The sequence below is a fragment of the Salinivibrio sp. PR6 genome (assembly GCF_001995955.1).
GTDB classification, from domain to species: Bacteria; Pseudomonadota; Gammaproteobacteria; order Enterobacterales; family Vibrionaceae; genus Salinivibrio; species Salinivibrio siamensis.
In genome coordinates, this window is the sequence record NZ_MUFA01000004.1 from 90,885 (window position 1) to 115,557 (window position 24,673).

Below are 24,673 nucleotides of genomic sequence, written 5' to 3' on the forward strand. Positions count from 1 at the left end.
TAAGAGCAGGGAAAGCGAGGCGATTGTATTACGCCTCGTTAACTTGTTTTTTGATGTCAGCGGGTTGGTAGTCGAACGCAATGGACACATCAGTCTGCGGCGCACTTTGACAAGCGAGGATTTCGCCTGGCATCACAAAGGCCATGCTTTCTCCCTGCGTGACAGACCCTTGATTAAGCTTACAGCGGCATGCGCCACACATGCCATTTCGGCATTGATATTCAGGCTGAATACCGGCGTCTTCTAACTGCTCTAGCAAGTTTTGGTGGGTGTTGCCACCCACCGTTATGCCGTTCACTTCGATGGTGATACGGGTCATAGTTCGAAGTCACCAAAGTCTTCGACGCTGACTTCGTTATCGATCTGACCGACCAGATACGAGCTAATTTCTGCTTCCTGTGGGGCCACCTGAACATTATCCGAGGACAGCCAAGCGTTAATCCAAGGAATGGGGTTTTGTGTCGCATTGTCATAGGCAGGTGCTAAACCCACGGCAGACATTCTTAGGTTGGTGATATATTCAACATACTGACACAAGATATCTTTGTTCAGGCCGATCATCGAGCCATCACGGAATAAATACTCTGCCCAGTCTTTTTCTTGCTCAGCCGCTTTCTTGAACAGATCAAAACACTCTTGCTCGCATTCTTTGGCAATGTCGGCCATCTCAGGGTCGTCTTGACCGCTACGTAGAATGTTGAGCATGTGCTGCGTGCCGGTCAGATGCAAGGCTTCGTCACGGGCAATAAACTTGATGATCTTAGCATTACCTTCCATCAGTTCACGCTCGGCAAAGGCAAAGGAGCATGCAAAACTGACATAGAAGCGAATCGCTTCAAGCGCATTGACCGACATCAGGCACAAATACAGCTGGCGCTTCAGCGCGCGCAGGCTGACGGTGACTGTCTGGCCATTGATCGAATGCGTCCCTTCGCCAAGTTGGTGATAGTAGTTACTCAGCTGAATAAGGTCATCATAATACTGGGCAATGTCTTCTGCGCGCTTTTGAATGTGCTCATTCATCACGATGTCATCAAACACAATCGCTGGATCGGCCACAATATTACGAATAATGTGGGTGTAAGAGCGAGAATGAATGGTTTCAGAGAAGCTCCAGGTTTCAATCCAGGTTTCGAGTTCTGGAATAGAGACCAATGGGAGTAGCGCGACGTTAGGGCTGCGACCTTGGATAGAGTCCAGCAACGTTTGATACTTCAAGTTACTGATGAAAATATGCTTTTCATGTTCAGGTAACTTGTTGTAATCAATACGATCGCTCGAGACGTCCACCTCTTCTGGGCGCCAAAAGAACGACAACTGCTTTTCGATCAGTTTTTCAAAAATTTCATATTTTTGCTGATCGTAGCGGGCAACATTAACGGACTGACCCAAGAACATGGGTTCTTTGAGCGGGTCATTGTTGATTTTAGAAAACGTACTGTAAGCCATGAATCTTATAAACCTCTAGAAAAGGGCCCAGAGGCCCTTTGCATGTCGTGTGTTAGATCTTACATGCACCGCCGGCACAATCGTCTTCAGCAGCTTGCGCCGCGGTTGATTCCGACTGACCATCGCTCGCGCCATCACGGGTGTTGTGGTAGTACAGGGTTTTAACCCCCAGTTTGTACGCGGTGAGCAAATCTTTAAGCAGCTGGTTCATAGGAACTTTACCGCTTGCATGTCGGCTCGGATCATAATTGGTGTTGGCAGAAATCGCTTGGTCGACGAATTTTTGCATGATACCGACTAGCTGTAAGTAGCCTTCATTGCTGCCAATGTTCCAGAGCAGTTCGTAATTATCTTTATACTTGTGATACTCAGGTACCACTTGTTTGAGAATGCCATCTTTTGAGGCTTTCACCGAGACAAAACCACGTGGTGGTTCAATGCCATTGGTGGCATTTGAAATTTGTGACGACGTTTCTGATGGCATCAAAGCGGTCAGTGTTGAGTTACGCAAACCATGGGTTTGGATATCCTTGCGCAAGGTTTCCCAATCCAAGTGTAACGGCTCATCACAAATCGCATCCAAGTCTTTCTTGTAGGTATCGATAGGAAGGATACCTTGCGAATAAGTGGTTTCGTTAAACGCAGGACACGCGCCTTTTTCTTTCGCCAGCTCCACGGATGCACGCAATAAGTGATATTGAATCGCTTCAAAGGTTCGGTGCGTAAGGCCATTCGCACTGCCATCCGAATAACGTACACCGTGCTTGGCGAGGTGATAGGCAAAGTTAATCACACCCACACCGAGTGTACGGCGGTTCATGGTCGCTTTGCGCGCGGCAGGTAACGGATAATCTTGATAGTCCAATAACGCATCAAGCGCACGAATGGTCAAGTCGGCCAGTTCACCCAGCTCGTCGAGTGATTCAAGCGCACCCAGGTTAAAGGCGGATAGCGTACACAGTGCAATCTCACCGTTCTCATCTTCAACATTGTTCAGTGGCTTGGTCGGCAGCGCGATTTCTAAACACAGGTTCGACTGACGAATAGGTGCCACCGATGCATCAAACGGGCTATGGGTATTACAATGGTCAACGTTTTGAACGTAGATACGGCCTGTTGAGGCGCGCTCTTGCATCATCAGTGAGAACAGATCAACCGCTTTGACTGTTTCGCGCTGGATAGAGGCATCCGCTTCATATTGGGTATATAGACGCTCGAACTCGTCTTGGTCTTCGAAAAAGGCGTCGTATAAGCCAGGCACATCTGACGGAGAGAACAAGGAAATGTTGCCACCTTTAAGCAGGCGGGTATACATCAACTTATTGATTTGCACACCATAATCCATATGGCGTACACGGTTTTCTTCTACACCGCGGTTGTTTTTCAATACCAGCAGCGATTCCACTTCACGGTGCCAAATTGGATAGAATAAGGTTGCTGCGCCACCACGAACGCCGCCTTGCGAGCAGCACTTCACCGCCGTTTGGAAATATTTATAAAACGGGATACAGCCAGTGTGGAAGGCTTCGCCACCTCGGATAGGGCTACCCAACGCGCGAATACGGCCCGCGTTAATACCTATACCTGCGCGTTGTGATACATAGCGAACAATCGCGCTGGATGTGGCATTAATAGAGTCCAAGCTATCGTCACACTCAATCAATACGCAAGAGCTAAATTGACGTGTAGGCGTACGTACGCCGGACATGATAGGCGTTGGCAGTGAGATCTTAAACTGCGAGGCAGCATCATAAAAACGACGAATGTAGTCCAAACGCGTTTCTTTAGGGTATGACGCAAACAGGCAGGCAGCGACCATCATGTACAAAAACTGTGCGCTTTCGTAAATCTCACCGGTGACACGGTTTTGCACCAGGTATTTACCTTCCAGCTGCTTCACCGCGGCATATGAGAAGTTCATATCGCGCCAGTGATCGAGGTAACTGTCTAGGGTATCGAGCTCCTCTTCGCTGTAATCTTCCAAGATATGCTTATCATACTTGCCTTTCTCGACCATGTTTTTGACATGATCAACCAGCTTAGGTGGCTCGAACTGGCCATAGGCTTTTTTACGTAAGTGGAAGACGGCCAAACGCGCCGCAAGATATTGATAATCTGGGCTTTCTTCGGAGATTAGATCGGCAGCGGCTTTGATGATTGTCTCGTGAATATCTTCCGTGCGCATGCCATCGTAAAACTGGATGTGAGAGCGCATCTCAACCAGAGAAACAGAAACGTTTGAGAGGCCTTCGGCAGCCCAAGTCACTACGCGATGGATTTTATCGAGGTTTAAGTTTTCTTTGCGTCCATCACGCTTTAATACGGTAATTTCTTGGTTCATTTGTATGCTTTCCCAATATTCCCTTGCCAAACTGCTCTTTTTCGCAAGTTTTATAAAATGCTGATGATTTTTTGGTCGGCCTCTATGCGGACATCTCGTCGCTCATACACTATATATAGGGGGCGATGTCCGAGTCGGTTACAAGATAGTGATATAACCTGCTTTTTGCAAGCCAGTCTTTGTTAGGGTGGGTGTGGATATCTTGGGGATGTTATATCTAAAGTTAGTAATCACCAACCTAGTGACGCAAGGCCGACAAGATTAGTGAGAATTTCAATCACTGAAAGGCAAAAATTGGTAATAAAAAAAATTTATTTTGGTTGATCTTAGCGATGATCAGTGATCGTTTTTAACTGATTGAAAAGACAGCAAACCCCACAAAATGTGGGGTGTGACTAGGATCCAAGAATGGCGCTAAGCTGATCAGGCTTGGCGAAAATATGATCTGCTTTCCAATTATGAACTAAGGCTTGATCGCCGGTGTAACCCCATCCTGCGACGGCTGCGCCCATATTCGCCGCGCGCGCCGCTAATATATCGTTTTCAATGTCTCCGACATACAGCCCTTGTTGTGGCACACAATTGAGGCTTTTGGCTGCTTCAAGCAAAGGCATAGGGTGCGGTTTGGCATGAGCATAGGTATCGGCGCCAACGATGACTTTGGCCTTTTGCAGGCGTGGGAAGAAGGCGAGTAACTGATGCGTGAGCCCTTCGGGCTTATTCGTCACAATGCCCCAAGGGATACGTAACTGATCCAGCTTATCGAGCAGGGTGTCTATGCCAGCGTAAAGCTGGGTGCCATGACATATCGCGTCCCCATAGTGATGAAGAAAACGCGCACGGAGGGCAACAGGGTCTTGATATTGTGCTTGTTCGCCAAACCCAGCACTTAACAGGCCGCGCGCACCGAAACTTGTATGGGTATAAATTTGCTCGCGTGTTAAAGGAGGCAAGTCAAACTCGGCGAGGACGCGGTTAGCGGCCTCACCCATGTCGGGGGCGGTGTCAAGCAAGGTGCCATCTAAATCAAAGAGAATGGTCGATGGGATCATGCTGGCGAGCTCCTTATCAGTCGGCTAGGGCGCGACGGTGTGAACGAGATAATTCACATCGACATTGGCGTTGGAAAGTTTGTAGGTATCAAACACCGGGTTGTAATGCAGCCCTGTCATGTCTTTGGCCGTTAGCGGGGTGTTATCAATCATGTTCATCAGCTCTGAGGGGCGAATAAACTTATGGTGCTCATGGGTGCCTTTGGGAACCAATTTAAGCACATGCTCCGCGCCGACGATCGCGAACAGCCAAGATTTGGCATTGCGATTCAGTGTCGAGAAAAAGACATGACCACCGGGTTTTACCATCTGTGCACAGGCTTGAATCACGGAGGCGGGTTCAGGCACGTGTTCGAGCATTTCCATACAAGTGACAACGTCGTATTGCTGCGCATAGCTGCTGGCATGTTCTTCCGCGGTTGATTGGATGTAGTGCACATCGACTCCGGCTTCGAGGGCATGCAGCCGCGCGACGGTGAGAGGCTCTTTTCCCATGTCCAGTCCTGTCACTTCCGCTCCTTCCTGAGCCATGCTTTCGGCTAAGATGCCGCCGCCGCATCCGACATCAAGTACTTTTTTGCCGAATAATCCGCCCGCTTTATCCAAGACATAATCGAGGCGTAATGGGTTGATTTGATGCAAAGGTTTAAATTCACCCTCTAAATCCCACCAACGCGAGGCCATATCCTCGAATTTTTGAATTTCTGCCGGATCGACATTGGGTACTTGGCTCATAACTGCAGCTTCCTTATCGGTTTTGCTGCATTATAACGAAATCCAACGCGATAAAAAGAAGCCGTGCTTCTCGCGGGACCGGTGGGTGTCGTGAATAGGGATCGGCGACGCTGAGTGGGAGGTAACATGTAGAGGTATAGAAATAGCACGACGGCCAGCCACCGCCGTGCAGAAGGGAGCGGCGTTACGCCGCGGTTAAAATGGCGCTGGTCGCTATTATTCCAGCCAAAAGGTATTTGCCTGCTATTAGGCAGGCACCAATCGCGTTAACGATACGAGTGAGCATCATGCCTCCTCTTTAGTATCAAGTTGACCAACGTTAGGTCGGTCAGGCACGTCACTTCTAAGTATGGTTGATATTTCGGCGCCTGCTAAAAAAGTGATCTTGTGCTCAAGTTAAGCTAATTATTCCTTTTTCGCGCTCAGACACCTTGTGGGCTTTCCTAGTAAAAAAACCATAGTTAGCTACGCAAGTGGTGGCTTTTTGTCCGTGTAGACGCGTTCAGAGCGCCTGCTAACGAGATCCGTGATACATCTTAGCCATATTCGCGTGTCTCCAAAGAGGGTTTGTGTTATTCTCCGTGGTCACGTATTTGAATACGCAAACATTATTTGAGGGATGTTGGCTCCATGAGCGATCTTGCTAAAGAGATCACGCCAGTCAATATCGAAGAGGAGCTAAAAAGCTCGTATCTCGACTATGCAATGTCCGTCATTGTTGGCCGAGCTCTTCCTGACGTGCGTGATGGCCTAAAGCCAGTACACCGCCGCGTATTATTCGCGATGAACGTACTTGGCAACGACTGGAACAAGCCATATAAGAAATCGGCCCGTGTGGTCGGCGATGTAATCGGTAAATATCACCCGCATGGTGATAGTGCGGTATACGATACGATTGTGCGCATGGCGCAACCGTTCTCACTGCGCTACATGTTGGTAGATGGCCAAGGTAACTTCGGCTCCATCGACGGTGATTCAGCAGCCGCAATGCGTTATACCGAAGTGCGCATGGCGAAAATTGCCCATGAGCTGCTTGCCGATCTCGATAAAGAAACCGTGGATTATGTGCCGAACTATGATGGTACTGAGCAAATCCCGGACGTATTGCCAACGCGTGTCCCCAACCTGCTGGTTAACGGCGGCTCCGGGATTGCGGTCGGGATGGCAACCAACATCCCACCTCACAACCTAACCGAAGTTGTTAACGGATGTCTGGCGTATATCGATAATGAAGATATCACTATTGATGAGCTGATGGAGCACATTCCAGGCCCAGACTTCCCGACAGCGGCAATGATTAATGGTCGCAAAGGGATTGAAGACGCGTATAAAACAGGGCGCGGAAAAATCTACTTGCGTGCCAAGGCGGATATCGAAACTGACAAAAACGGTAAAGAGACCATTGTTGTCAATGAAATCCCCTATCAAGTCAACAAAGCGCGTTTGATTGAAAAGATTGCCGAGCTGGTTAAAGACAAGAAAATTGATGGCATTTCCGCGCTACGCGATGAGTCTGATAAAGACGGCATGCGGATTGTTATTGAGTGTCGACGTGATGCGGTGGCTGAGGTAGTACTTAATAACCTCTATGCGCAAACCCAATTACAGACGTCATTCGGCATTAATATGGTGGCGCTGGATAATAACCAGCCGAAGCTCTTTAACCTAAAAGGGATGCTTGAGTGCTTTGTTAACCACCGCCGTGAAGTGGTCACACGTCGCACGGTCTATGAATTACGCAAAGCTCGTGACCGTGCCCATATCTTGGAAGGCTTGGCGGTCGCATTGGCGAACATCGACGAAGTCATTGAGCTTATTCGTCAAGCCCCTACGCCTGCGGTAGCCAAACAAGAGCTACAAGATCAAGGTTGGGGACTCGGTGGCGTGTCTGCCATGTTGGAAGCTGTGGGTGGCGAAAACGCGCGTCCTGAATGGTTGGCGCCAGAATTTGGTGCCCGTGATGATGGCTCTTACTACCTCACTGAACAACAAGCACAGGCGATTCTGGATTTACGTTTGCACAAGCTCACCGGGCTTGAGCACGAAAAAATCCTGGACGAGTATAAAGGCCTGCTCGAGCAAATTGCGGAGCTGCTGCATATCTTGGCCAGTACCGAGCGCTTGATGGAAGTGATCCGCGAAGAGCTCGAAGCCGTCCGTGATGGTTTTGGCGATAAACGCCTCACCGAAATTACTGCCGCGAGTGCAGACATTGATATTGAAGATCTTATCAATGAAGAAGACGTGGTAGTGACCTGGTCACACGATGGTTACGTTAAGTATCAGGTTCTGAGCGATTATGAAGCGCAGCGCCGTGGCGGTAAGGGGAAATCAGCGACGCGAATGAAGGATGAAGACTTCATTGAGCGACTGCTGGTTGCTAATACCCATGACACAATACTGTGCTTCTCGACGCGCGGGCGTATGTACTGGCTGAAAGTCTATCAGCTGCCGCATGCATCGCGTAATGCGCGCGGTAAGCCAATTGTGAATCTACTCCCGCTGGAAGAAGATGAGCGTATTACCGCGATCCTGCCAGTGCGTGAGTATGAAGAAGACAAATACGTCTTTATGGCCACAGCTCATGGTACCGTGAAGAAAACACCACTGACTGACTTTAGCCGTCCACGTAGCGCCGGGATCATTGCAGTGAACTTGCGTGAGGGCGATAGCCTGATTGGGGCCCAGCTCACTGATGATAGCAGTGAAGTCATGCTGTTCTCGCAATTCGGTAAAGTAGTGCGCTTCCTCGCATCGAATGACACCGTTCGCGCGATGGGTCGTACCGCCGCGGGGGTACGAGGCATTCAATTGGCTGAAAACGATCAGGTCGTCTCTTTGATTGTGCCGCAAGAGAATGCGGAAATCTTGACCGTGACCGAGAACGGCTTTGGTAAGCGTACAGCGTTGGCAGAATACCCAACCAAGAGTCGTGCGACCAAAGGGGTGGTTTCGATCAAAGTCTCTGAGCGTAATGGCGACGTTGTCAGTGCCATCCAAGTCTGTGAAGGCGATGAGCTGATGATGATCACTAATGCGGGGACCTTAGTCCGTACTCGCGCAGAAGAGGTGAGTCAAGTGGGGCGTAACACCCAAGGTGTACGCTTGATTCGCGTCAGTGATGACGAGAAAGTGGTGGGCCTACAGCGCATCGAAGAGCCAGACGAAGATGAGATGGAAGCCTTGGCCAATGAAGCCGGGACAACCACTCAGTCGGACGGCAGCGAGGCATCAGCGCCTACCGATGATGATCAACGCGATGATAACGATCAGTCGCCCGCGTCTGATGATGATCAAAACGCGTAAGTCGTCGCTTAGATAACGTCATAAGGGTGCAGTGAACTGCACCCTTTTTTATTACCTATTGACAGGAGAGCATGGAAAATGTGATCGAATCTGCGTTGGCGCTTTCAAATTGCGCGCGAAACGTGTTAAATCAATCACACACCATTTAAAACAGAGTCAATCCTTGTAGGCCTCCTGGCCACAAGTGATGAATAAGCAGGAGCCCCTCCCCAACATGGATAAGGTATATAATTTCTCCGCAGGCCCCGCGATGTTGCCGCGTGAAGTGATGCTAAAAGCACAAAAAGAATTGATGAACTGGCAAGACCTTGGTACCTCGGTCATGGAAGTGTCGCATCGCAGCAAAGCATTCTTAAACGTTGCTCGTCAGTCAGAGCAAGATTTGCGCGAACTCCTAGTGGTTCCTGACAACTACCATATTCTATTTTGCCAAGGGGGCGCGCGTGCACAGTTTGCCGCGGTGCCCATGAATCTCATGGGGAACCACACCATCGCAGACTATGTCGATGGCGGTTACTGGGCAGAAAGTGCGGTCAAAGAGGCCAAGCGCTATTGTACGCCCAACGTTATCAATGTTCGCCGCGAGCGAGAGGGGAAACGTGCAATCTCGCCGGCGAAAGACTGGCTACTAAGTGATGATGCAGCCTATGTCCATTTCTGCCCTAACGAAACCATTGATGGCATTGAAATTAATGATTTGCCTGAGACCAATAAACCCATTGTTGCCGATATGTCATCGACCATCTTGTCACGTCCGATTGACGTATCTAAATATGGGGTGATCTACGCCGGTGCGCAAAAGAACATTGGCCCTGCAGGGCTGACCCTGGTGATTGTACGTGACGACTTATTGGGACTGGCGCGAGATGTGCTTCCTAGTGTGCTTAATTACAAGGTCTTGGTAGAGAAAGACTCGATGTTCAACACGCCGCCGACCTTTGCCTGGTATCTGGCCGCCGAAGTCTTTAAATGGCTGAAAAAACAAGGCGGGATTGAAGCCGTTTATGCACGCAATCAACAAAAAGCAGCCCTGCTTTACCAAGCTATTGATCAATCGAGCTTATATCGTAATGACATTCACCAAGACAATCGTTCCTTGATGAATGTGCCGTTTCAGTTGGCGAACAGCGACCTGGATGAGACTTTCCTCGCTGAAGCAACGGAACAAGGCTTACATGCGCTGAAAGGCCACCGAGATGTGGGTGGCATGCGAGCCTCTATCTATAACGCCATGCCCCTTGAAGGGGTGCAAGCGTTGGTCGACTTTATGGCCAAGTTCGAGAAAAAATATGGCTAATGAAAGACGGTAGCGATGGCTGCGTTTTTTAACGGTGTTAAGTAGAAAACGGTGTGAAAAACGAGCCGCTTCCTTGTTGGAGGCGGCTTTTGCTTTCTCTTCACTGAAGGTGATAAAAATAATAATTGTGAGACTGCCGGTATTTTGGTTACTCTGGGGGCACTAAGCATCACGGATATAAACCAGAATGGAGCAACTGACACTTTCCCCGATTTCTTATGTCAACGGCCAGATTAACCTTCCCGGCTCAAAAAGCGTGTCGAATCGCGCATTACTCCTTGCCGCTCTAGCCTCAGGCACCACCCGACTAACCAACTTACTGGATAGTGACGATGTACGTCATATGCTCAATGCGTTTACCGCGTTGGGAGTAGAGTATCAATTGTCCAGCGATCGCACCGAATGTGTGGTACAAGGGCTGGGACAACCGTTTCATCTCGCCGAGCCAACCACGCTGTTTCTCGGCAATGCGGGAACGGCGATGCGCCCTTTGACGGCGGCACTATGCTTGGGAGAGGGTGACGTCACCCTGACGGGTGAGCCACGGATGAAAGAGCGTCCTATTGGCCACCTTGTTGACGCCCTGAATGCGATTGGTGCTGATATCCAGTATCTTGAAACTGAGGGCTATCCGCCACTACGTATCCAAGGCACTGGCCTGGCAGGTGGCGATGTGAGTATCGATGGTAGCATCTCGAGTCAGTTTCTCACCGCACTACTGATGGCCGCGCCGTTTGCTGAGCAAGAGACCCGGATCACCATTAAAGGGGAGCTTGTCTCTAAGCCTTATATTGATATTACCTTGGCAATCATGGCGCAGTTTGGTGTTGAGGTACAAAATGATAACTACCAAGCGTTTGTGATCCCAGCTGGACAGCGTTATCAATCACCAGGTCACTTTATGGTGGAAGGTGATGCCTCATCCGCTTCTTACTTTCTCGCGGCGGCCGCGATTAAGGGCGGTGAAGTCAAAGTGACGGGCATCGGGCGTCATAGTGTGCAAGGTGATATCCAGTTTGCCGACGCACTCGCGGCGATGGGCGCCGAGATTGAGTGGGGAGAGGATTATGTTCTCGCCCGTGGAAAGACGCTTAAAGGCGTCGACATGGACTTTAATCATATTCCTGATGCTGCGATGACCATTGGCGTCGCGGCCTTGTTTGCAGAAGGGCCGACATGGATTCGCAACGTGTACAATTGGCGTGTTAAAGAAACCGATCGCTTATATGCCATGGCTACCGAGCTGAAAAAAGTGGGCGCTGTGGTTGAAGAGGGCGAAGACTATCTATACGTCGAGCCACCAAAGCAGTTACACCACGCGGCCATCGATACCTATGACGATCATCGGATAGCGATGTGCTTCTCGTTGGTCGCATTGAGTGATACGCCCGTCACTATTAATGACCCGGGCTGTACGTCAAAAACCTTCCCTGATTATTTCGAGAAGCTCGCGGCAATCAGCACCACGAAATAACCATGCTGCAACACATTGCTGCTGATATCCACGCAGCAGCAATGATTTCCAGCCGGATTTCTTCTATACTATGCGCCGATTTATCGATGTGCTTGTTGGGCAAACGGTGTGTTTGTCGCGTCACGGTATGGCAGGCGTCAAACCCATTTAACGCCTCAAGCGAAGCGAATCGAGTAAAGTTGACGAACGTGGAGAGATTTATGCCGACACAGGCGCCTGTGATTACAGTAGATGGACCGAGTGGTGCAGGAAAAGGAACCTTATGTATGCGGTTGGCGGAGACACTAGGCTGGCATTTGCTAGACTCTGGTGCCATCTACCGTGTTTTGGCATTAGCGGCGATTCATCATGACGTGGATACCTCATCGGAAGACGCCTTGGTACCACTGGCTGCGAACCTAGACGTTCAATTTATCGCCGAAGGTGATCTGGTGAAGGTGATTCTCGAAGGGGAAGACGTATCGGGCACCTTACGCACAGAGCAGGTGGGTAATCAAGCGTCGAAAGTCGCTGCACTCCCGCGCGTTCGCGAGGCATTGTTGCGTCGTCAACGTGCGTTTGTCGGCGAGCCGGGTTTGATTGCTGATGGCCGTGATATGGGTACCGTGGTGTTCCCGCAAGCGGAGGCGAAAATCTTCCTTGATGCTAGCGCAGAAGAACGCGCACGCCGGCGCCAGCATCAGTTGCAAGGCAAGGGGGTTAATGTTACCTTTGACCGCCTTTTAAGCGAAATTCAAGAGCGTGATGATCGTGACCGCAATCGAGCGGTGGCACCATTGCGCCCCGCGTCAGATGCATTAGTGCTAGACTCAACGTCGTTATCAATCGACGAAGTGATTGCACAAGCACTGGCGTTTATTGAAAGCAAATTATCGGCTGCATAAGCAGTCTATAACCGTTAGCTGCAAGGATGATAGCTAACATATTTAACAACCCCATGCGGTAGGATACCCGTGGACGTTTATCAAATTGAAGATTTAAATATAATGACTGAATCTTTTGCTCAACTCTTTGAAGAGTCTCTAAAAGAAATCGAAACTCGCCCAGGTTCTATTGTTAAGGGTACTGTTGTTGCTATCGAGAACGGTTTCGTTCTGGTTGACGCAGGCCTGAAATCTGAATCGTCTATTCCAGCTGACCAATTCAAGAACGCTGCTGGCGAACTTGAAATTGAAATCGGCGGTGAAGTCGATGTAGCCCTGGACGCAGTGGAAGATGGTTTCGGTGAAACTCAGCTTTCTCGTGAGAAAGCGAAGCGTCACGAAGCTTGGATCCAGCTAGAGAAAGCGTACGAAGAAGCTGAAACCGTTAACGGTGTTATTAACGGTAAAGTGAAAGGTGGTTTCACCGTAGAACTGAACGGCATCCGTGCGTTCCTACCGGGTTCACTGGTTGACGTTCGTCCAGTACGTGATACTTCTCACCTGGAAGGCAAAGAGCTCGAGTTCAAAGTAATCAAGCTTGACCAGAAGCGCAACAACGTTGTGGTTTCTCGTCGTGCGGTTATCGAGTCAGAAAACAGCGTTGAGCGTGACGAGCTGCTAGCTTCTCTGCAAGAAGGCATGGAAGTTAAAGGTATCGTTAAGAACCTGACTGACTACGGTGCGTTCGTTGATCTTGGCGGCGTTGACGGCCTGCTTCACATCACTGACATGGCGTGGAAGCGCGTTAAGCACCCATCAGAAATCGTTAATGTTGGTGACGAAATCAACGTTAAGGTTCTGAAGTTTGACCGTGAGCGTACTCGCGTATCACTCGGCCTGAAACAACTGGGTGAAGATCCATGGGTAGCTATTGCTAACCGTTACCCAGAAGGTCACAAGCTGACTGGCCGTGTAACCAACCTGACTGACTACGGCTGCTTCGTTGAAATCGAAGAAGGCGTTGAAGGTCTGGTACACGTGTCTGAAATGGACTGGACCAACAAGAACATCCACCCATCTAAAGTGGTTAACGTGGGTGACGAAGTTGAAGTCATGGTTCTGGACATCGACGAAGAGCGTCGTCGTATCAGCCTTGGTCTGAAACAGTGTAAAGCCAACCCATGGCAGCAATTCGCTGAAACTCAGAACAAAGGCGACCGTGTTACTGGTAAGATCAAGTCAATCACTGACTTCGGTATCTTTATCGGTCTAGACGGCGGCATCGACGGTCTGGTTCACTTGTCTGACATTTCTTGGAACGTGGCTGGCGAAGAAGCCGTTCGCGAATACAAGAAAGGCGACGAGATCTCAGCAGTGGTTCTTCAGGTTGACGCAGAGCGTGAGCGCATCTCACTTGGCATCAAGCAGATGGAAGAAGACCCATTCAACAACTACCTGGCAGCTAACAAGAAAGGTGCTATCGTTAACGGTACGGTAACGGCTGTTGACGCGAAAGGCGCAACGGTTGAGCTAGCCGACGGTGTTGAAGGTTATCTGCGTGCTTCTGAAGCTGCGCGTGACCGTGTTGAAGACGCGACTCAAGTGCTTTCAGTTGGCGACAGTGTTGAAGCGAAGTTCACCGGTGTTGACCGTAAGAACCGTGTGCTAAACCTGTCTGTTCGTCTGAAAGACGAAGCTGATGAGCAAGAAGCGATGGCTAGCCTGAACAAATCTGATGAAGGCGCTATCGGTAATGCTATGGCTGACGCGTTTAAAGCAGCGAAGAGCGAATAATGTATAAGTTGAGGGGGAAATTTTCCCCCTCTGCATTTATACTGTTGAGAAACATACTAAAGCGGGGTGTCTATGACCAAATCTGAGTTAATTGAAAGGCTCTGTAGTCAGCAAGCCCATCTGTCTGCTAAGCAGGTAGAGGATGCTATCAAGGAAATCCTTGAGCATATGGCGACCACACTTGAAAGCGGTGATCGGATCGAAATCCGTGGTTTTGGTAGTTTCTCACTACATTATCGCGCGCCTCGCGTGGGGCGTAACCCGAAAACAGGGGAAAAAGTTGAGCTTGACGGTAAATACGTCCCTCACTTCAAACCTGGTAAGGAACTTCGTGATCGCGTTAACATCTATGGTTAAGCGATAGACGCTGAAAAAAACGGCATGCTGTAGGTATGCCGTTTTTTTATGTCTATCGATCATAGCTTGCGTGGCGAATTTCCTGCATAATCATACCTTCTGTGTAAGATCTTGTACCCACAACTAAAACCTTGTCGCTTGCCATCATGCGAGTGGATAGCACGGGCCAAGGGTGCATTAGTAACGTTTTGTTGTATCAAGCAAACGTTCACAGTGACAAGTGCCTCGCATCTTGTCGTTCTGCCATAATTGAAGAGGCACTAGGCCTTTCGCAATGAGGGAATACTTGTGAAAATACTCGGCATTCTGTTTCTGGTGTTATGTTTTCTGATCACCTTGGCGCTGGGAGCGCAAAACCAAGATGTGGTCAACTTTAACTACTTAATCGCCCAAGGTGAGTTTCGTCTCTCTGTTATCTTGGGTATTGTCTTTGTCATTGGCTTTGGCATCGGCTGGTTAGTCTGCGGTGCGTTATACCTAAAAGCGAGAGTGACCGCTCGAGGGCTGCGTAAACAGGTGGAAAAGCAACGCAAAGAACTTGATAAATTGCGTACGGACCCGCTAAAGGAACAATAATTCATGCTAGAGCTGTTGTTTCTGTTGCTCCCTATTGCCGCCGGTTATGGCTGGTACATGGGTAACAGGAATGCTCGTCATCGACGGCAAGAACAGTCACATCACTTGTCTCGCCAGTATGTGGCGGGGCTGAATCTGCTGCTGTCTGAACAGTCTGATAAAGCGGTTGATCTGTTTATTGAGCTTTTACAGGTCGACAATGAGACCATTGACACCCACCTTGCCCTAGGCAACCTGTTTCGTTCTCGGGGCGAAGTCGATCGCGCCATTCGCATTCACCAAAACCTGATTGCTCGCCCTAATCTGACGCTTGATCAACGTAACCTTGCCATGCAACAACTGGCCAAAGATTACATGGTCGCCGGGTTTTTTGATCGCGCAGAGAAGATATTTTCTGAGCTGGTGGATGAGCCAGATTATCAAGAGTTTGCCCTTCAGCAGTTGTTAGCCATCTTTCAGCAAACCCGAGAGTGGGAAAACGCGATTGATACCGCGAGCAAACTGGTCAAGATGGGCAAACAAAAATTACGTAAAGACATCGCTCATTTTCACTGCGAACTGGCGATGCAACAGCTCGCCGATGGCGACGAACATAAAGCACGACAATGGCTACGTCGCGCCTTGTCGTATGATAAAAGTTGCGTGCGCGCCAGCTTGAAGCTGGCCAAGCTTGATATTGAGCACCAAGATTATAAAGGCGCCATCAAGCAGCTAGAGAACATCCTTGAGCAGGATGCGGACTTTGTCAGTGAGGCGTTACCACTGTTGGCGGAGAGCTATCGCGCGCTAGGTCGTGAAATGCATCTGGTTCGGTTTTTAAAAGAATGCATTGAAAAGAATGCTGGGGTGAGCGCGGAGTTGATGCTATCAGAAGTGATCGGTAACAACGAAAATATCGCGATGGCGCAAAGCTTTCTCACCCGCCAGCTTACGCGCAATCCGACCATGCGCGGCTTTCACAAGTTAATGGAATACCATGTTGAGCAAGCGGAAGAGGGACGCGCAAAAACCAGTCTGAACACGCTAAAAGACTTGGTGGCGGAACAGATGAAAGTGAAGCCGCATTATCGTTGTCGAAAATGTGGTTTCTCGACCCACTCGCTCTACTGGCAATGTCCTTCTTGCAAAAGCTGGGGGGCAATCAAGCCAATTCGAGGGCTTGATGGTGAATAATGGCGATGCGCAAGCATCGCCGTTTTTTTATCTATCGTGGCGGTATACCTGCTGAGATGAATCGTAAACAAGGAACTAGGAGACAACATGCACGACCCAAAAGTCATTGTGGCACTTGATTATGCGAATATGAACCACGCCTTGGCCTTTGCCGAGAAGATAGAACCAGGTTCATGTCGCTTAAAAGTGGGCAAGGAAATGTTCACCTTATTTGGGCCGGCATTGATTAAGCAGCTGCATGCGGGTGGGCACGAGGTTTTTCTCGACCTTAAATTTCACGATATCCCGAACACGTGTGCACGAGCGGTCGCGGCAGCGGCAGAGCTGGGTGTTTGGATGGTCAACGTCCACGCCGCTGGCGGGGAACGCATGATGGTTGCTGCACGTGAAGCCTTAGTGCCTTATGGGGGCAACCGCCCTTGGCTGATTGGTGTGACCGTGTTAACCAGCATGACGGCGGTGGATTTGGCAGACAGTGGTATTCAGATATCGCCACAGGCGCAAGTGCAGCGCCTTGCGGGTCTGACGCAGCAGGCAGGCCTTGATGGTGTTGTTTGCTCCGCGCAGGAAGCGAGCCTGCTCAAGGCACAGTGTGGGGACGCCTTTAAATTAGTCACGCCAGGTATACGCCCAGCTGGGAGCGACAAAGGTGACCAACGCCGAGTGATGACGCCCGAGCAAGCGGTACAAGCCGGCTCTGATTATCTCGTCATAGGTCGCCCTGTCACGCAAGCGGCGGACCCCGCTGCTGTGCTTGCGTCAATTAACCAATCGTTGAATGACCAAAGTGCCGAGTAACTTAAGCTCCTAACACTAGCGTTTGCTAGCAATCGTGGTTGCCAATAATCGCGGTTGTCAATAATCGCCGTTGCTAATGACTGAGCTCGCCAATGTTTCAAGCTAAGCGCTTGACGAGGTAGAGAGCGGCAGGGGACGCGTTAACAGAGCGGCCATGGATCGCGCCGCTCGTGTTCGCCACTATGGGCGGGCGCTGACTGATTTGCGCGACCGCCTATCCAATACCGGTGCGGTAAAATGACTGTCAATCAGCCTTTGTGTCAAGCTGTGTTGCGGATTGGCAAAAATGTCAGCGGTATTACCCGATTCCACCACGTCGCCTTTTTGCATCACCATCAGCTTGTCGGTGACATGTTTGATCACCCCCATATGCTGCGACACATACACGTAAGACAAGCCCATCTCATCTTGAAGCTCAAGCAGTAAGTTAATGATTTGCGAGCGCATGGACATGTCGAGACCATTTAACGCCTCGTCGGCGACAATGACACTCGGTTGCAAAATTAAGGCTCTGGCGAGTGATACCCGCTGTTTTTGGCCGGTTGCCAGCATCTGCGGATAAAAATAAGCATGCTCCGGCAGCAAGCCGACCCGCAAGAGGGTGTTCTTAATGCGTTTACCTCGCTCTTGCGGGGTCATATTGGTGTTTCGCCGCAAGGGGCCTTCTAATATTTGGCCGATTTGGTTGCGTGGGTTGAGCGAGGTGTTCGGGTCCTGGAAGATCATCCGAATCAATTTGCAGCGGGTTTGGTAATCTTTGTAACGCAGCGTCTCACCATTGACCCGGATTTCGCCTGCCGTTGGCTCGATAACGCCAGCAATCATGCGTGCTAGGGTTGATTTTCCTGAGCCATTCTCGCCCACAAAGGCAATGGTTTCCCCGACATCCAAAGAAAAAGAGACCGGCTTCACCGCGTGGGTGACACGCTTTCTCAACCACCCGGTGCGGTGGTGATAATCTTTAGTGAGCCCATCAATTTCAAGAAGAGCGGCCATGCTTGTTCTCCATGTTGAGCGGGAAATGACAGGCAAATTTATGGTTTTTCACTTTTTGCGTATGGGGCGTTTCGACACATTTACGCTGTGCGTATGGGCAACGCGGCCCCAGTCGACAACCGATGGGCAGATGCTGCAGTGGCGGTATTGAGCCAGGCAAGGTTTCGAGCTTGCTCTTGTGGGGAATGTCGCGGCTAAAATCAGGCATTGTCCGTAATAAAGCATCCGTGTAAGGATGGTGCGGCGTGGTTAAAATTTGCTCGCGGTTGCCGGACTCTACCGACTGGCCACAATACATCACGGTGATCCTATCGGCCCAACGTGTCACCAAGGTGAGATCATGACTAATCAGCAAGATTGTCGTGTTAGATAACTGATTGGTGCGACTCAGTAAACGGAATATCTGCGCCTGAGTAATGGGATCCAAATCGTTGGTCGGCTCATCCGCAATCAAAAGGCGAGGGCGGTTAGCAATCGCCATTGCAATCATCACCTTTTGACACTCGCCATCGGTAAGCTCATACGGATAGCTTTCCATCACCCGCTTGTGATCCTTGATGCCCACTTTATGCAGCAAGGCGATAGAATGCTGCTTGCGCCAATTTAAGCGTTGCCACCAACTGCCGGAAAATGACGCGGGTGGAATGGCCTCTTCAAGCTGATGACCCACTACCTCGGATGGGTCAAGACACGTAGAAGGCTCTTGGAAGATCATCGCAATGTCTTTGCCGACCACATGGCGACGTTCGCGCGCGGGCAGTTCTAATAGGTCGATATTACCCAAACGTAATCGGTCGGCGGTCACATGCCATTGATCCTTAGTGACGCCGCAAATAGCTTTGGCCACCAAGCTTTTGCCTGAGCCGGACTCCCCCACCAAACCACGAATCTCACCGTCATTGATGGTCAAACTCATACGGTCGACGGCTTTCACCATACCTTGTGGGGTTTCTATCTCTATGGTCAGGTGTCGAATATCAAGTAACGGCATTATTCAGTTCCTGCATTGATGGCTTGGCTGATCCCCTCACCAACTAGGTTAACAACCAACACACTGAACGCAATCGCCATTCCAGGCAGAGTGACAGTCCAAGGCGCCGTGAAAATCAGCTCGACAGAATCCCCTAACATGGCGCCCCATTCTGGCGCCGGCGGCTGTGCTCCAAGGCCTAGAAAGCCGAGTGCGGCCACATCAAGAATCGCCACCGAAATAGCGCGGGTAATTTCGGTACTCAGTACTGTGACGATGTTGGGCAGAATCGAATGATAAAGCAGATAAAAATCATTGGCACCGTCCAAGCGCGCGGCAATGATATAGTCTTTCCCTATCTCATCGTGTACGGCCGTATACACCGCGCGGATAATCCGTGGAATGAGTGACAGCCAGATAGCGAGCAATACTTGGGTTTCGCCCACCCCTAAAAAGGCGACCACGATAATGGCCAACAGTAACGAAGGAATAGAGAGAATACTATCTAGGATATGATTCAACACACTCGATTTGAGCCCCTTGGTCATCCCGGCGAGTACACCAATCGCGACCCCGATAAGTGACGCGGCCAATGCGGTCATCAGTGCATAACCAAAGGTGAGCCGAGAGCCGGCAATTAGGCGCGAGAGCATATCGCGGCTCAGATCATCGGTCCCTAAAAAGTACTCAATTTGCCCTGACTGCACCCAAGAGGGCGCCATCAGTAAATGACCTGTTTGATGCTGCGGGCTCCACGGGGCGAGTAGAGGGGCAAATAGGGTGACAAGGATGAGCCCAACCAGGCACCAAAAGCCAATCACCGCAAGCTTGTTGCGACGAAATGCATTCCAGGTGCGCTCAAATTGGGTAGGGATATGCTGTTCAACGTAAACACTATTTGAGGGCATACCATTTTTTCCTTACCAGCGGGTTCATAAAAGCCCCTAATACATCCGAGATGATATTAATCAGTAACACAAACCCACCAATGACCAAGACGCCGCCTTGTACTGACACATAATCTTTAGCGATGAGCGTATCGAGCAGCCAGCGCCCAATCCCAGGCCAGTTGAATACTGACTCAACGATGATGACAAAGGTCACCATGGTGGAAACCAGTAGGCCAAAATTAGGGATGATCGGTGGAATGGCGTTTTTCATCCCATGGCGAAGCACGATTTCCGTTTTTGATAGTCCCTTGGTCGCTGCCGCTTTGATGTAGTTCTGGCGCATCACATAAGCCATGGAGTCGCGCACCATCTTGATGATCTCTGTGGTAGGGACCACCGCAAGGGTCAAGGTGGGAAGTGCTAGGTGACGGACAATATCAGAGGCGACCTTGCCTTGTAGCGGTAAGTCTGACAGCCATAAATCCACCAGCGCGAAACCGGAAATATGCGGGATCTCATACAAAAGGTTATAGCGCCCTGATACCGGAAACCACTGCAAGTCGAGTGAGAAAACCATGATAAAAAGGATAGCTAACCAAAATGTAGGGATGGAGAACACCACCAGGGCAAATGAAGAAATCACTTTATCTGCTGGCCCTTGGCTACGAATGCCAGCCAGCGTGCCCAAGGGCACGCCCACAATCAAGCTGATAAAGAGCGCGGCAAAGCATAGTTCTAAGGTAGCCGGCGCGACGTGTGCCAGGGTATCAACAACCGGCGACCCACTGGCGGCCAAGCCAAGGTTTCCATCGAGCAACTGTCGAATGTAGTAAATCCAGCCTATCCAGTAATCAAATTGGTGCCACTGTGAATCGGGCGCCAGCAACATAATGTTGTAGGCGACCAAGGTGAGGATCACTAGCGTGATTAAGAACAGGTTGAAGCGTCGTAACGTATAAATCAGCATGAGTTAGTGCTCCCGCGACACATCGGCGAAACTATCCGCGCCAAAGGGCGTCATCGTGAGCCCCGTCAGGCTAGCATCACGCACTTGATGTTGAATACCGTGGGCGAGCGGAATAACGGGCATGCGACGGTCGAGAATCGTCTGAGCGGCCTGATACAACGCCTTGCGCTTGGCTATCTTGTCCGTGGCGATCGCCTGATTCAGTGTTTGGTCAAAAAAGCGGTTACACCAATTAGAAATGTTCCAACCGGTAAACTTCGCGTTGCAGGTGAGCAAGGGACGTAAAAACGTATCGGGATCGCCGTTGTCGGCTACCCATCCGGTTAATACCATATCGTGGCTATCATCACCTTGGCGAATGGACGTGCGATTAACCGTTTTTTCCGGAATAATATTGACGTCGATGCCAATTTCACCCAAGTCCGCTTGGATTAGTTCTGCGGTTTTACGTGGGCTGGGATTAAACGCGGTCGGTTTTAGCGGCACGGTTAAATCGACACTAAAGCCATGGCGATAGCCTGCTTTGGCAAGGAGTGCTGCGGCCAGTTTGGGGTCGTGCTGAGTTTTTCGGTTTGGATCGTAAGCCCATGACATAGGCGGAAGCAAGCTGGTGGCGGGCGCGCCCGTGCCATAATAGACCGAACTGAGCAGGGCTCCCCGGTCAATCGCAAGATTAATCGCTTGACGCACTTCCACTTCCGAAAGCGCAGGATGACGGGTGTTGAGGGCGATAAAAGCCACATTCATGCCCGTTTGCGACGACAAACTGAAGCGTTCATCACCGACAACCACGGGAAGCTGACTCGCAACCGGAGAGGCGAGCACATCACACTCGCCCGTCAGCATTTTCGCAAGCGTCCCTGTGCCGCGCGTGGAAACATCAAACACCACCTGCTCCATCGGCGCAGGGCCTTGCCAATACTGCCAATGGCGGCGTAGTCGAATAAACTCTCGCGGTTGATACTCAGCTAGCGCGAACGGGCCGGTACCAACCGGATAGGTATCGAGCTTCTCTGGCGTACCCGCTTCCAGTAATTGGTTAGCATACTCTTTTGAAAGGATCACCGAAAAGTTGGTGGCCAACGTGGAGAGAAAAGAGACATCGGGCCGAGAGAGGGTAAATTGGACGCGGTAGGTATCGAGCGCTTTAACTTGGGTCACTAAGCCGCCAAAGTTCATGCTATCAAACCACGGGTACTGACCACCGGAAATGTGATGAAAAGGATGGCGTGGATTAATAAGGCGACGAAAGGAAAACACGACATCGTCTGCGTTGAGGTAGCGTGAGGGGGTGAATTTGACACTGCGATGAAATGCCACGCCCCGGCGCAGAGAGAAGGTGTAGGTTTTACCGTCATCACTCACCTGCCAGCTTTTCGCCAGCATCGCCTCGGGTTGGTATGTCTCGGGGTTGAGTCGCAGCAGACGGTCATAAAGCTGACTCGACAAGGTATCAGCCGTGAGGCCGCCATCGGTCAACTGAGGGTTGAAGGTGTTAGGCTGGCCTGGGCCGCAAAACACAAAGCCACGATTGTCGGCCGCACGTTGATCGCTGGCAGCGTCACAACCTGCAAGGAGCAGACCACTCACACCCAGGATCAAATACTGGAAAAAAACGCGCATAAACCAAGTAAAATCAGCTATCAAAGTAAACCCCGTAATCTACCACTGAAACGGCTTTACCACCAAGCAAAGTAGGGGCTATCTGATGTTTCTTTGCGTGCGGGGTGTACCTATGCACGTACACGTTGCGTCAGTCGGTTTGCCCCACATGATGTTTTCGCAGCAATCCCCTGAATTGATGGTAGCTCAGGCCGAGTAACTGCGCGGCCTTTCTCTGATGATAGTTGGCTTGTGACAGGGCCGCTGTGACCAAATCGTGTTCTTGCGTGGTTTGCCACTGGCGAAGGTCCAGGGGCAATGACGGCAATGCCTCTCTCTCAATGGGCACAGGTGCCTCGGCATCCGCGATGCGCCAAGGCGGTGAAAAAGGGTCTAAACATATCGTGTCGATGGGTGTACTAGGATCATTGTGACGAGAGAGGGCGCGCTCAACAGCATTTTTTAACTCGCGCACATTACCAGGCCAGGTGTGAGCTAGAAGCTGAGATTGAGCCTGTGCCGAAAAGCCAGCAAACAGCGAATAGCCAAGCTCAACGGCCATTTTCATCGCGAAGTGCTCAGCTAACAACAGAATATCTTGCTGACGCTCACGCAGTGGCGGGAGGTGAACGACATCGAACGCCAGCCGGTCAAGCAAATCGGGACGAAAAGCGTTTTGTTTGGCAAGGGCGGGTAAATCTTCATTCGTTGCACAGACAAGACGCACATCGGCACGCAGAGGAGATGTGCCGCCAACACGCTCGTATTCGCCATATTCAATCACGCGTAGCAGCTTTTCCTGCACACCTAATGGCGCGGTCGCTATCTCGTCTAAAAACAAGGTACCGCCTTCTGCTCGCTCAAAGCGCCCCGCATGCCGGCCTTTGGCGCTGGTAAAGGCGCCGGCTTCGTGCCCGAATAACTCTGAGTCGATCAACCCTTCGCTGAGCGCCGCACAGTTTAAGCTCACTAGTGGTTGTGACCAACGGGCGGAAAGATAATGAAGACGCTGTGCAATCAACTCTTTCCCCGTGCCGCGCTCACCCATAATCAGAACAGGACGGTTAAGCGGTGCCAGTTGGCTGACATGATCCAACACGGCGAGAAAACGGTCCGATTCACCCAGTAAATTGTCTTGTTCACGCATGGCGATTTTTACCAAATAGTGGTTTTCTTCATCATGGCCTTTTTCTCAATTTAACGCAATCTGTTTTAACCTATTGAAAATAAACGCCTTAAAAGTTGGCATGGGATTTGAATTCTATTGAGCGTGTCAGAGCCGAGTACCACGGGTTAACGCGCCACTGGCCTTAACTCTAGGGCTCATCAACGAGGAAGCGTATTAAGGAGTCTATGATGGGAATTTTTTCGCGTTTTGCTGATATTGTGAATGCTAACGTCAACGCATTGTTAGACAAGGCAGAAGATCCACAAAAAATGATCCGTTTGATCATTCAAGAAATGGAGGACACCCTCGTTGAGGTGCGTACCTCGTCGGCAAAAGCGCTAGCCGATAAAAAAGAAGTGGCGCGCAAAATTGAAAACATCGAGCGTCAGATCCAAGAGTGGCAGGACAAAGCCTCACTCGCATTGCAAAAAGATCGTGAAGACCTGGCTCGCGCCGCATTGATTGAGAAGCAAAAAGCGCATGATGTTAAAGTCGCGCTGGACGAAGAGCTGACGCTGATTAATGAAAGCGTAGAGAAGCTTGCCGGCGAAATTGCGGCATTAGAAAACAAGTTAAGCGAGACACGCGCGCGTCAGCAGTCATTGACGATTCGTCGTGAAACAGCAGGCAATCGCCGTGATGTGCGCCGTCACCTCGGCAGTGGGCGTGCCGATGAGGCAATGGCGAAATTTGAACAATATGAGCGCCGTATTGACGAACTAGAAGCGGAAGCAGACAGTTATCAAATGGGCAAAGGAAAAGGCCTAGAAGACGAGTTCGCTGACTTACAAGCGCAAGACGAGATTGAAAAAGAGCTGGCGTCTTTGAAAGCTAAAATGAAAGACAATCAATCGTAACGATACCT

21 protein-coding genes are annotated in these 24,673 nt (G+C 50.4%); 10 read left to right on the forward strand and 11 right to left on the reverse strand.

Going from position 1 to position 24,673, the window contains the following annotated elements; all coding sequences use genetic code 11:
• Nucleotides 1-28: 28 nt before the first annotated feature.
• From yfaE to ubiG, 5 genes are all read right to left on the reverse strand, one after another.
• Nucleotides 29-319, reverse strand: a complete 291-nt coding sequence (gene yfaE, locus BZG72_RS04080) for a class I ribonucleotide reductase maintenance protein YfaE (RefSeq protein WP_046073503.1) — start codon at nt 317-319, stop codon at nt 29-31.
• Nucleotides 316-1,449: a class Ia ribonucleoside-diphosphate reductase subunit beta gene (gene nrdB / locus BZG72_RS04085; RefSeq protein WP_077579233.1), complete on the reverse strand. Its 1,134-nt coding sequence runs from the start codon at nt 1,447-1,449 to the stop codon at nt 316-318. The genes yfaE and nrdB overlap by 4 nt, the downstream gene beginning before the upstream one ends.
• 52 nt (nt 1,450-1,501) lie before the next feature.
• Complete coding sequence (nrdA, locus tag BZG72_RS04090; RefSeq protein WP_046073501.1) at nt 1,502-3,790, reverse strand: class 1a ribonucleoside-diphosphate reductase subunit alpha; 2,289 nt, start codon at nt 3,788-3,790, stop codon at nt 1,502-1,504.
• A gap of 395 nt (nt 3,791-4,185) precedes the next feature.
• Entirely contained in the window at nt 4,186-4,842 is a 657-nt protein-coding gene (gene gph, locus BZG72_RS04095) for a phosphoglycolate phosphatase (protein WP_077579235.1), read from the reverse strand.
• A gap of 24 nt (nt 4,843-4,866) precedes the next feature.
• Complete coding sequence (ubiG, locus tag BZG72_RS04100) at nt 4,867-5,577, reverse strand: bifunctional 2-polyprenyl-6-hydroxyphenol methylase/3-demethylubiquinol 3-O-methyltransferase UbiG (RefSeq protein ID WP_077579236.1); 711 nt, start codon at nt 5,575-5,577, stop codon at nt 4,867-4,869.
• A gap of 630 nt (nt 5,578-6,207) precedes the next feature.
• Between ubiG and gyrA the strand changes: the two genes are divergently transcribed.
• The 9 genes from gyrA to pyrF all read left to right on the forward strand — a co-directional run bounded on the left by gyrA (nt 6,208) and on the right by pyrF (nt 17,215).
• Nucleotides 6,208-8,883, forward strand: coding sequence for a DNA topoisomerase (ATP-hydrolyzing) subunit A (gene gyrA / locus BZG72_RS04105; protein ID WP_077579237.1), 2,676 nt, complete (start codon nt 6,208-6,210; stop codon nt 8,881-8,883).
• Between the two features lie 214 nt (nt 8,884-9,097).
• Nucleotides 9,098-10,180, forward strand: a complete 1,083-nt coding sequence (gene serC, locus BZG72_RS04110; protein ID WP_077666147.1) for a 3-phosphoserine/phosphohydroxythreonine transaminase — start codon at nt 9,098-9,100, stop codon at nt 10,178-10,180.
• Between the two features lie 187 nt (nt 10,181-10,367).
• Nucleotides 10,368-11,654 carry a 3-phosphoshikimate 1-carboxyvinyltransferase gene (aroA, locus tag BZG72_RS04115; protein WP_077579239.1) on the forward strand — a complete coding sequence of 429 codons (1,287 nt, stop codon included), beginning with the start codon at nt 10,368-10,370 and terminating at the stop codon, nt 11,652-11,654.
• 200 nt (nt 11,655-11,854) lie between these two features.
• Nucleotides 11,855-12,538 (forward strand): (d)CMP kinase, encoded by a 684-nt coding sequence (gene cmk / locus BZG72_RS04120; protein ID WP_046073495.1) that lies wholly within the window; start codon nt 11,855-11,857, stop codon nt 12,536-12,538.
• Nucleotides 12,539-12,640: 102 nt separating this feature from the next.
• Entirely contained in the window at nt 12,641-14,311 is a 1,671-nt protein-coding gene (rpsA, locus tag BZG72_RS04125; RefSeq protein ID WP_046073837.1) for a 30S ribosomal protein S1, read from the forward strand.
• A 72-nt stretch (nt 14,312-14,383) separates the two neighbouring features.
• On the forward strand, nt 14,384-14,668 hold the full coding sequence (ihfB, locus tag BZG72_RS04130) for an integration host factor subunit beta (protein ID WP_046073494.1): 285 nt from the start codon (nt 14,384-14,386) through the stop codon (nt 14,666-14,668).
• Between the two features lie 288 nt (nt 14,669-14,956).
• A complete protein-coding gene (locus tag BZG72_RS04135; protein ID WP_046073493.1) occupies nt 14,957-15,244 on the forward strand; it encodes a LapA family protein in 288 nt (95 codons plus the stop codon).
• A 3-nt stretch (nt 15,245-15,247) separates the two neighbouring features.
• Complete coding sequence (gene lapB / locus BZG72_RS04140) at nt 15,248-16,417, forward strand: lipopolysaccharide assembly protein LapB (RefSeq protein WP_046073492.1); 1,170 nt, start codon at nt 15,248-15,250, stop codon at nt 16,415-16,417.
• Between the two features lie 87 nt (nt 16,418-16,504).
• Nucleotides 16,505-17,215, forward strand: coding sequence for an orotidine-5'-phosphate decarboxylase (gene pyrF / locus BZG72_RS04145; protein WP_046073491.1), 711 nt, complete (start codon nt 16,505-16,507; stop codon nt 17,213-17,215).
• A gap of 180 nt (nt 17,216-17,395) precedes the next feature.
• On the opposite strand, the gene BZG72_RS04150 is transcribed toward pyrF, so the two are convergent.
• From BZG72_RS04150 to pspF, 6 genes are all read right to left on the reverse strand, one after another.
• Nucleotides 17,396-18,211: a peptide ABC transporter ATP-binding protein gene (locus tag BZG72_RS04150; RefSeq protein WP_046073490.1), complete on the reverse strand. Its 816-nt coding sequence runs from the start codon at nt 18,209-18,211 to the stop codon at nt 17,396-17,398.
• The gene (locus BZG72_RS04155; protein WP_046073489.1) at nt 18,195-19,202 is read right to left on the reverse strand and encodes a peptide ABC transporter ATP-binding protein; all 1,008 of its coding nucleotides are present in this window, start codon (nt 19,200-19,202) and stop codon (nt 18,195-18,197) included. Before BZG72_RS04155 ends, BZG72_RS04150 begins: the two co-directional genes overlap by 17 nt.
• A complete protein-coding gene (gene sapC / locus BZG72_RS04160; protein WP_046073488.1) occupies nt 19,202-20,089 on the reverse strand; it encodes a putrescine export ABC transporter permease SapC in 888 nt (295 codons plus the stop codon). Before sapC ends, BZG72_RS04155 begins: the two co-directional genes overlap by 1 nt.
• The gene (locus BZG72_RS04165) at nt 20,076-21,038 is read right to left on the reverse strand and encodes an ABC transporter permease (protein ID WP_046073487.1); all 963 of its coding nucleotides are present in this window, start codon (nt 21,036-21,038) and stop codon (nt 20,076-20,078) included. The genes sapC and BZG72_RS04165 overlap by 14 nt, the downstream gene beginning before the upstream one ends.
• A gap of 3 nt (nt 21,039-21,041) precedes the next feature.
• Nucleotides 21,042-22,661: an ABC transporter substrate-binding protein SapA gene (sapA, locus tag BZG72_RS04170; RefSeq protein ID WP_077666148.1), complete on the reverse strand. Its 1,620-nt coding sequence runs from the start codon at nt 22,659-22,661 to the stop codon at nt 21,042-21,044.
• 130 nt (nt 22,662-22,791) lie between these two features.
• The gene (gene pspF, locus BZG72_RS04175; protein ID WP_077666149.1) at nt 22,792-23,787 is read right to left on the reverse strand and encodes a phage shock protein operon transcriptional activator; all 996 of its coding nucleotides are present in this window, start codon (nt 23,785-23,787) and stop codon (nt 22,792-22,794) included.
• A 209-nt stretch (nt 23,788-23,996) separates the two neighbouring features.
• Here pspF and pspA point away from each other — a divergent pair, with 209 nt between their 5' ends.
• Complete coding sequence (gene pspA, locus BZG72_RS04180) at nt 23,997-24,665, forward strand: phage shock protein PspA (RefSeq protein ID WP_077666150.1); 669 nt, start codon at nt 23,997-23,999, stop codon at nt 24,663-24,665.
• The last annotated feature ends 8 nt before the right edge of the window (nt 24,666-24,673 follow it).

Excerpts from the sequence above, each read along its gene's own strand:
- yfaE (WP_046073503.1), bottom strand. The coding sequence starts at position 319 with ATGACCCGTATCACCATCGAAGTGAACGGCATAACGGTGGGTGGCAAC.
- nrdB (WP_077579233.1), bottom strand. The coding sequence starts at position 1,449 with ATGGCTTACAGTACGTTTTCTAAAATCAACAATGACCCGCTCAAAGAA.
- nrdA (WP_046073501.1), bottom strand. The coding sequence starts at position 3,790 with ATGAACCAAGAAATTACCGTATTAAAGCGTGATGGACGCAAAGAAAAC.
- gph (WP_077579235.1), bottom strand. The coding sequence starts at position 4,842 with ATGATCCCATCGACCATTCTCTTTGATTTAGATGGCACCTTGCTTGAC.
- ubiG (WP_077579236.1), bottom strand. The coding sequence starts at position 5,577 with ATGAGCCAAGTACCCAATGTCGATCCGGCAGAAATTCAAAAATTCGAG.
- gyrA (WP_077579237.1), top strand. The coding sequence starts at position 6,208 with ATGAGCGATCTTGCTAAAGAGATCACGCCAGTCAATATCGAAGAGGAG.
- serC (WP_077666147.1), top strand. The coding sequence starts at position 9,098 with ATGGATAAGGTATATAATTTCTCCGCAGGCCCCGCGATGTTGCCGCGT.
- aroA (WP_077579239.1), top strand. The coding sequence starts at position 10,368 with ATGGAGCAACTGACACTTTCCCCGATTTCTTATGTCAACGGCCAGATT.
- cmk (WP_046073495.1), top strand. The coding sequence starts at position 11,855 with ATGCCGACACAGGCGCCTGTGATTACAGTAGATGGACCGAGTGGTGCA.
- rpsA (WP_046073837.1), top strand. The coding sequence starts at position 12,641 with ATGACTGAATCTTTTGCTCAACTCTTTGAAGAGTCTCTAAAAGAAATC.
- ihfB (WP_046073494.1), top strand. The coding sequence starts at position 14,384 with ATGACCAAATCTGAGTTAATTGAAAGGCTCTGTAGTCAGCAAGCCCAT.
- lapB (WP_046073492.1), top strand. The coding sequence starts at position 15,248 with ATGCTAGAGCTGTTGTTTCTGTTGCTCCCTATTGCCGCCGGTTATGGC.
- pyrF (WP_046073491.1), top strand. The coding sequence starts at position 16,505 with ATGCACGACCCAAAAGTCATTGTGGCACTTGATTATGCGAATATGAAC.
- BZG72_RS04150 (WP_046073490.1), bottom strand. The coding sequence starts at position 18,211 with ATGGCCGCTCTTCTTGAAATTGATGGGCTCACTAAAGATTATCACCAC.
- BZG72_RS04155 (WP_046073489.1), bottom strand. The coding sequence starts at position 19,202 with ATGCCGTTACTTGATATTCGACACCTGACCATAGAGATAGAAACCCCA.
- sapC (WP_046073488.1), bottom strand. The coding sequence starts at position 20,089 with ATGCCCTCAAATAGTGTTTACGTTGAACAGCATATCCCTACCCAATTT.
- BZG72_RS04165 (WP_046073487.1), bottom strand. The coding sequence starts at position 21,038 with ATGCTGATTTATACGTTACGACGCTTCAACCTGTTCTTAATCACGCTA.
- sapA (WP_077666148.1), bottom strand. The coding sequence starts at position 22,661 with ATGCGCGTTTTTTTCCAGTATTTGATCCTGGGTGTGAGTGGTCTGCTC.
- pspF (WP_077666149.1), bottom strand. The coding sequence starts at position 23,787 with ATGCGTGAACAAGACAATTTACTGGGTGAATCGGACCGTTTTCTCGCC.
- pspA (WP_077666150.1), top strand. The coding sequence starts at position 23,997 with ATGGGAATTTTTTCGCGTTTTGCTGATATTGTGAATGCTAACGTCAAC.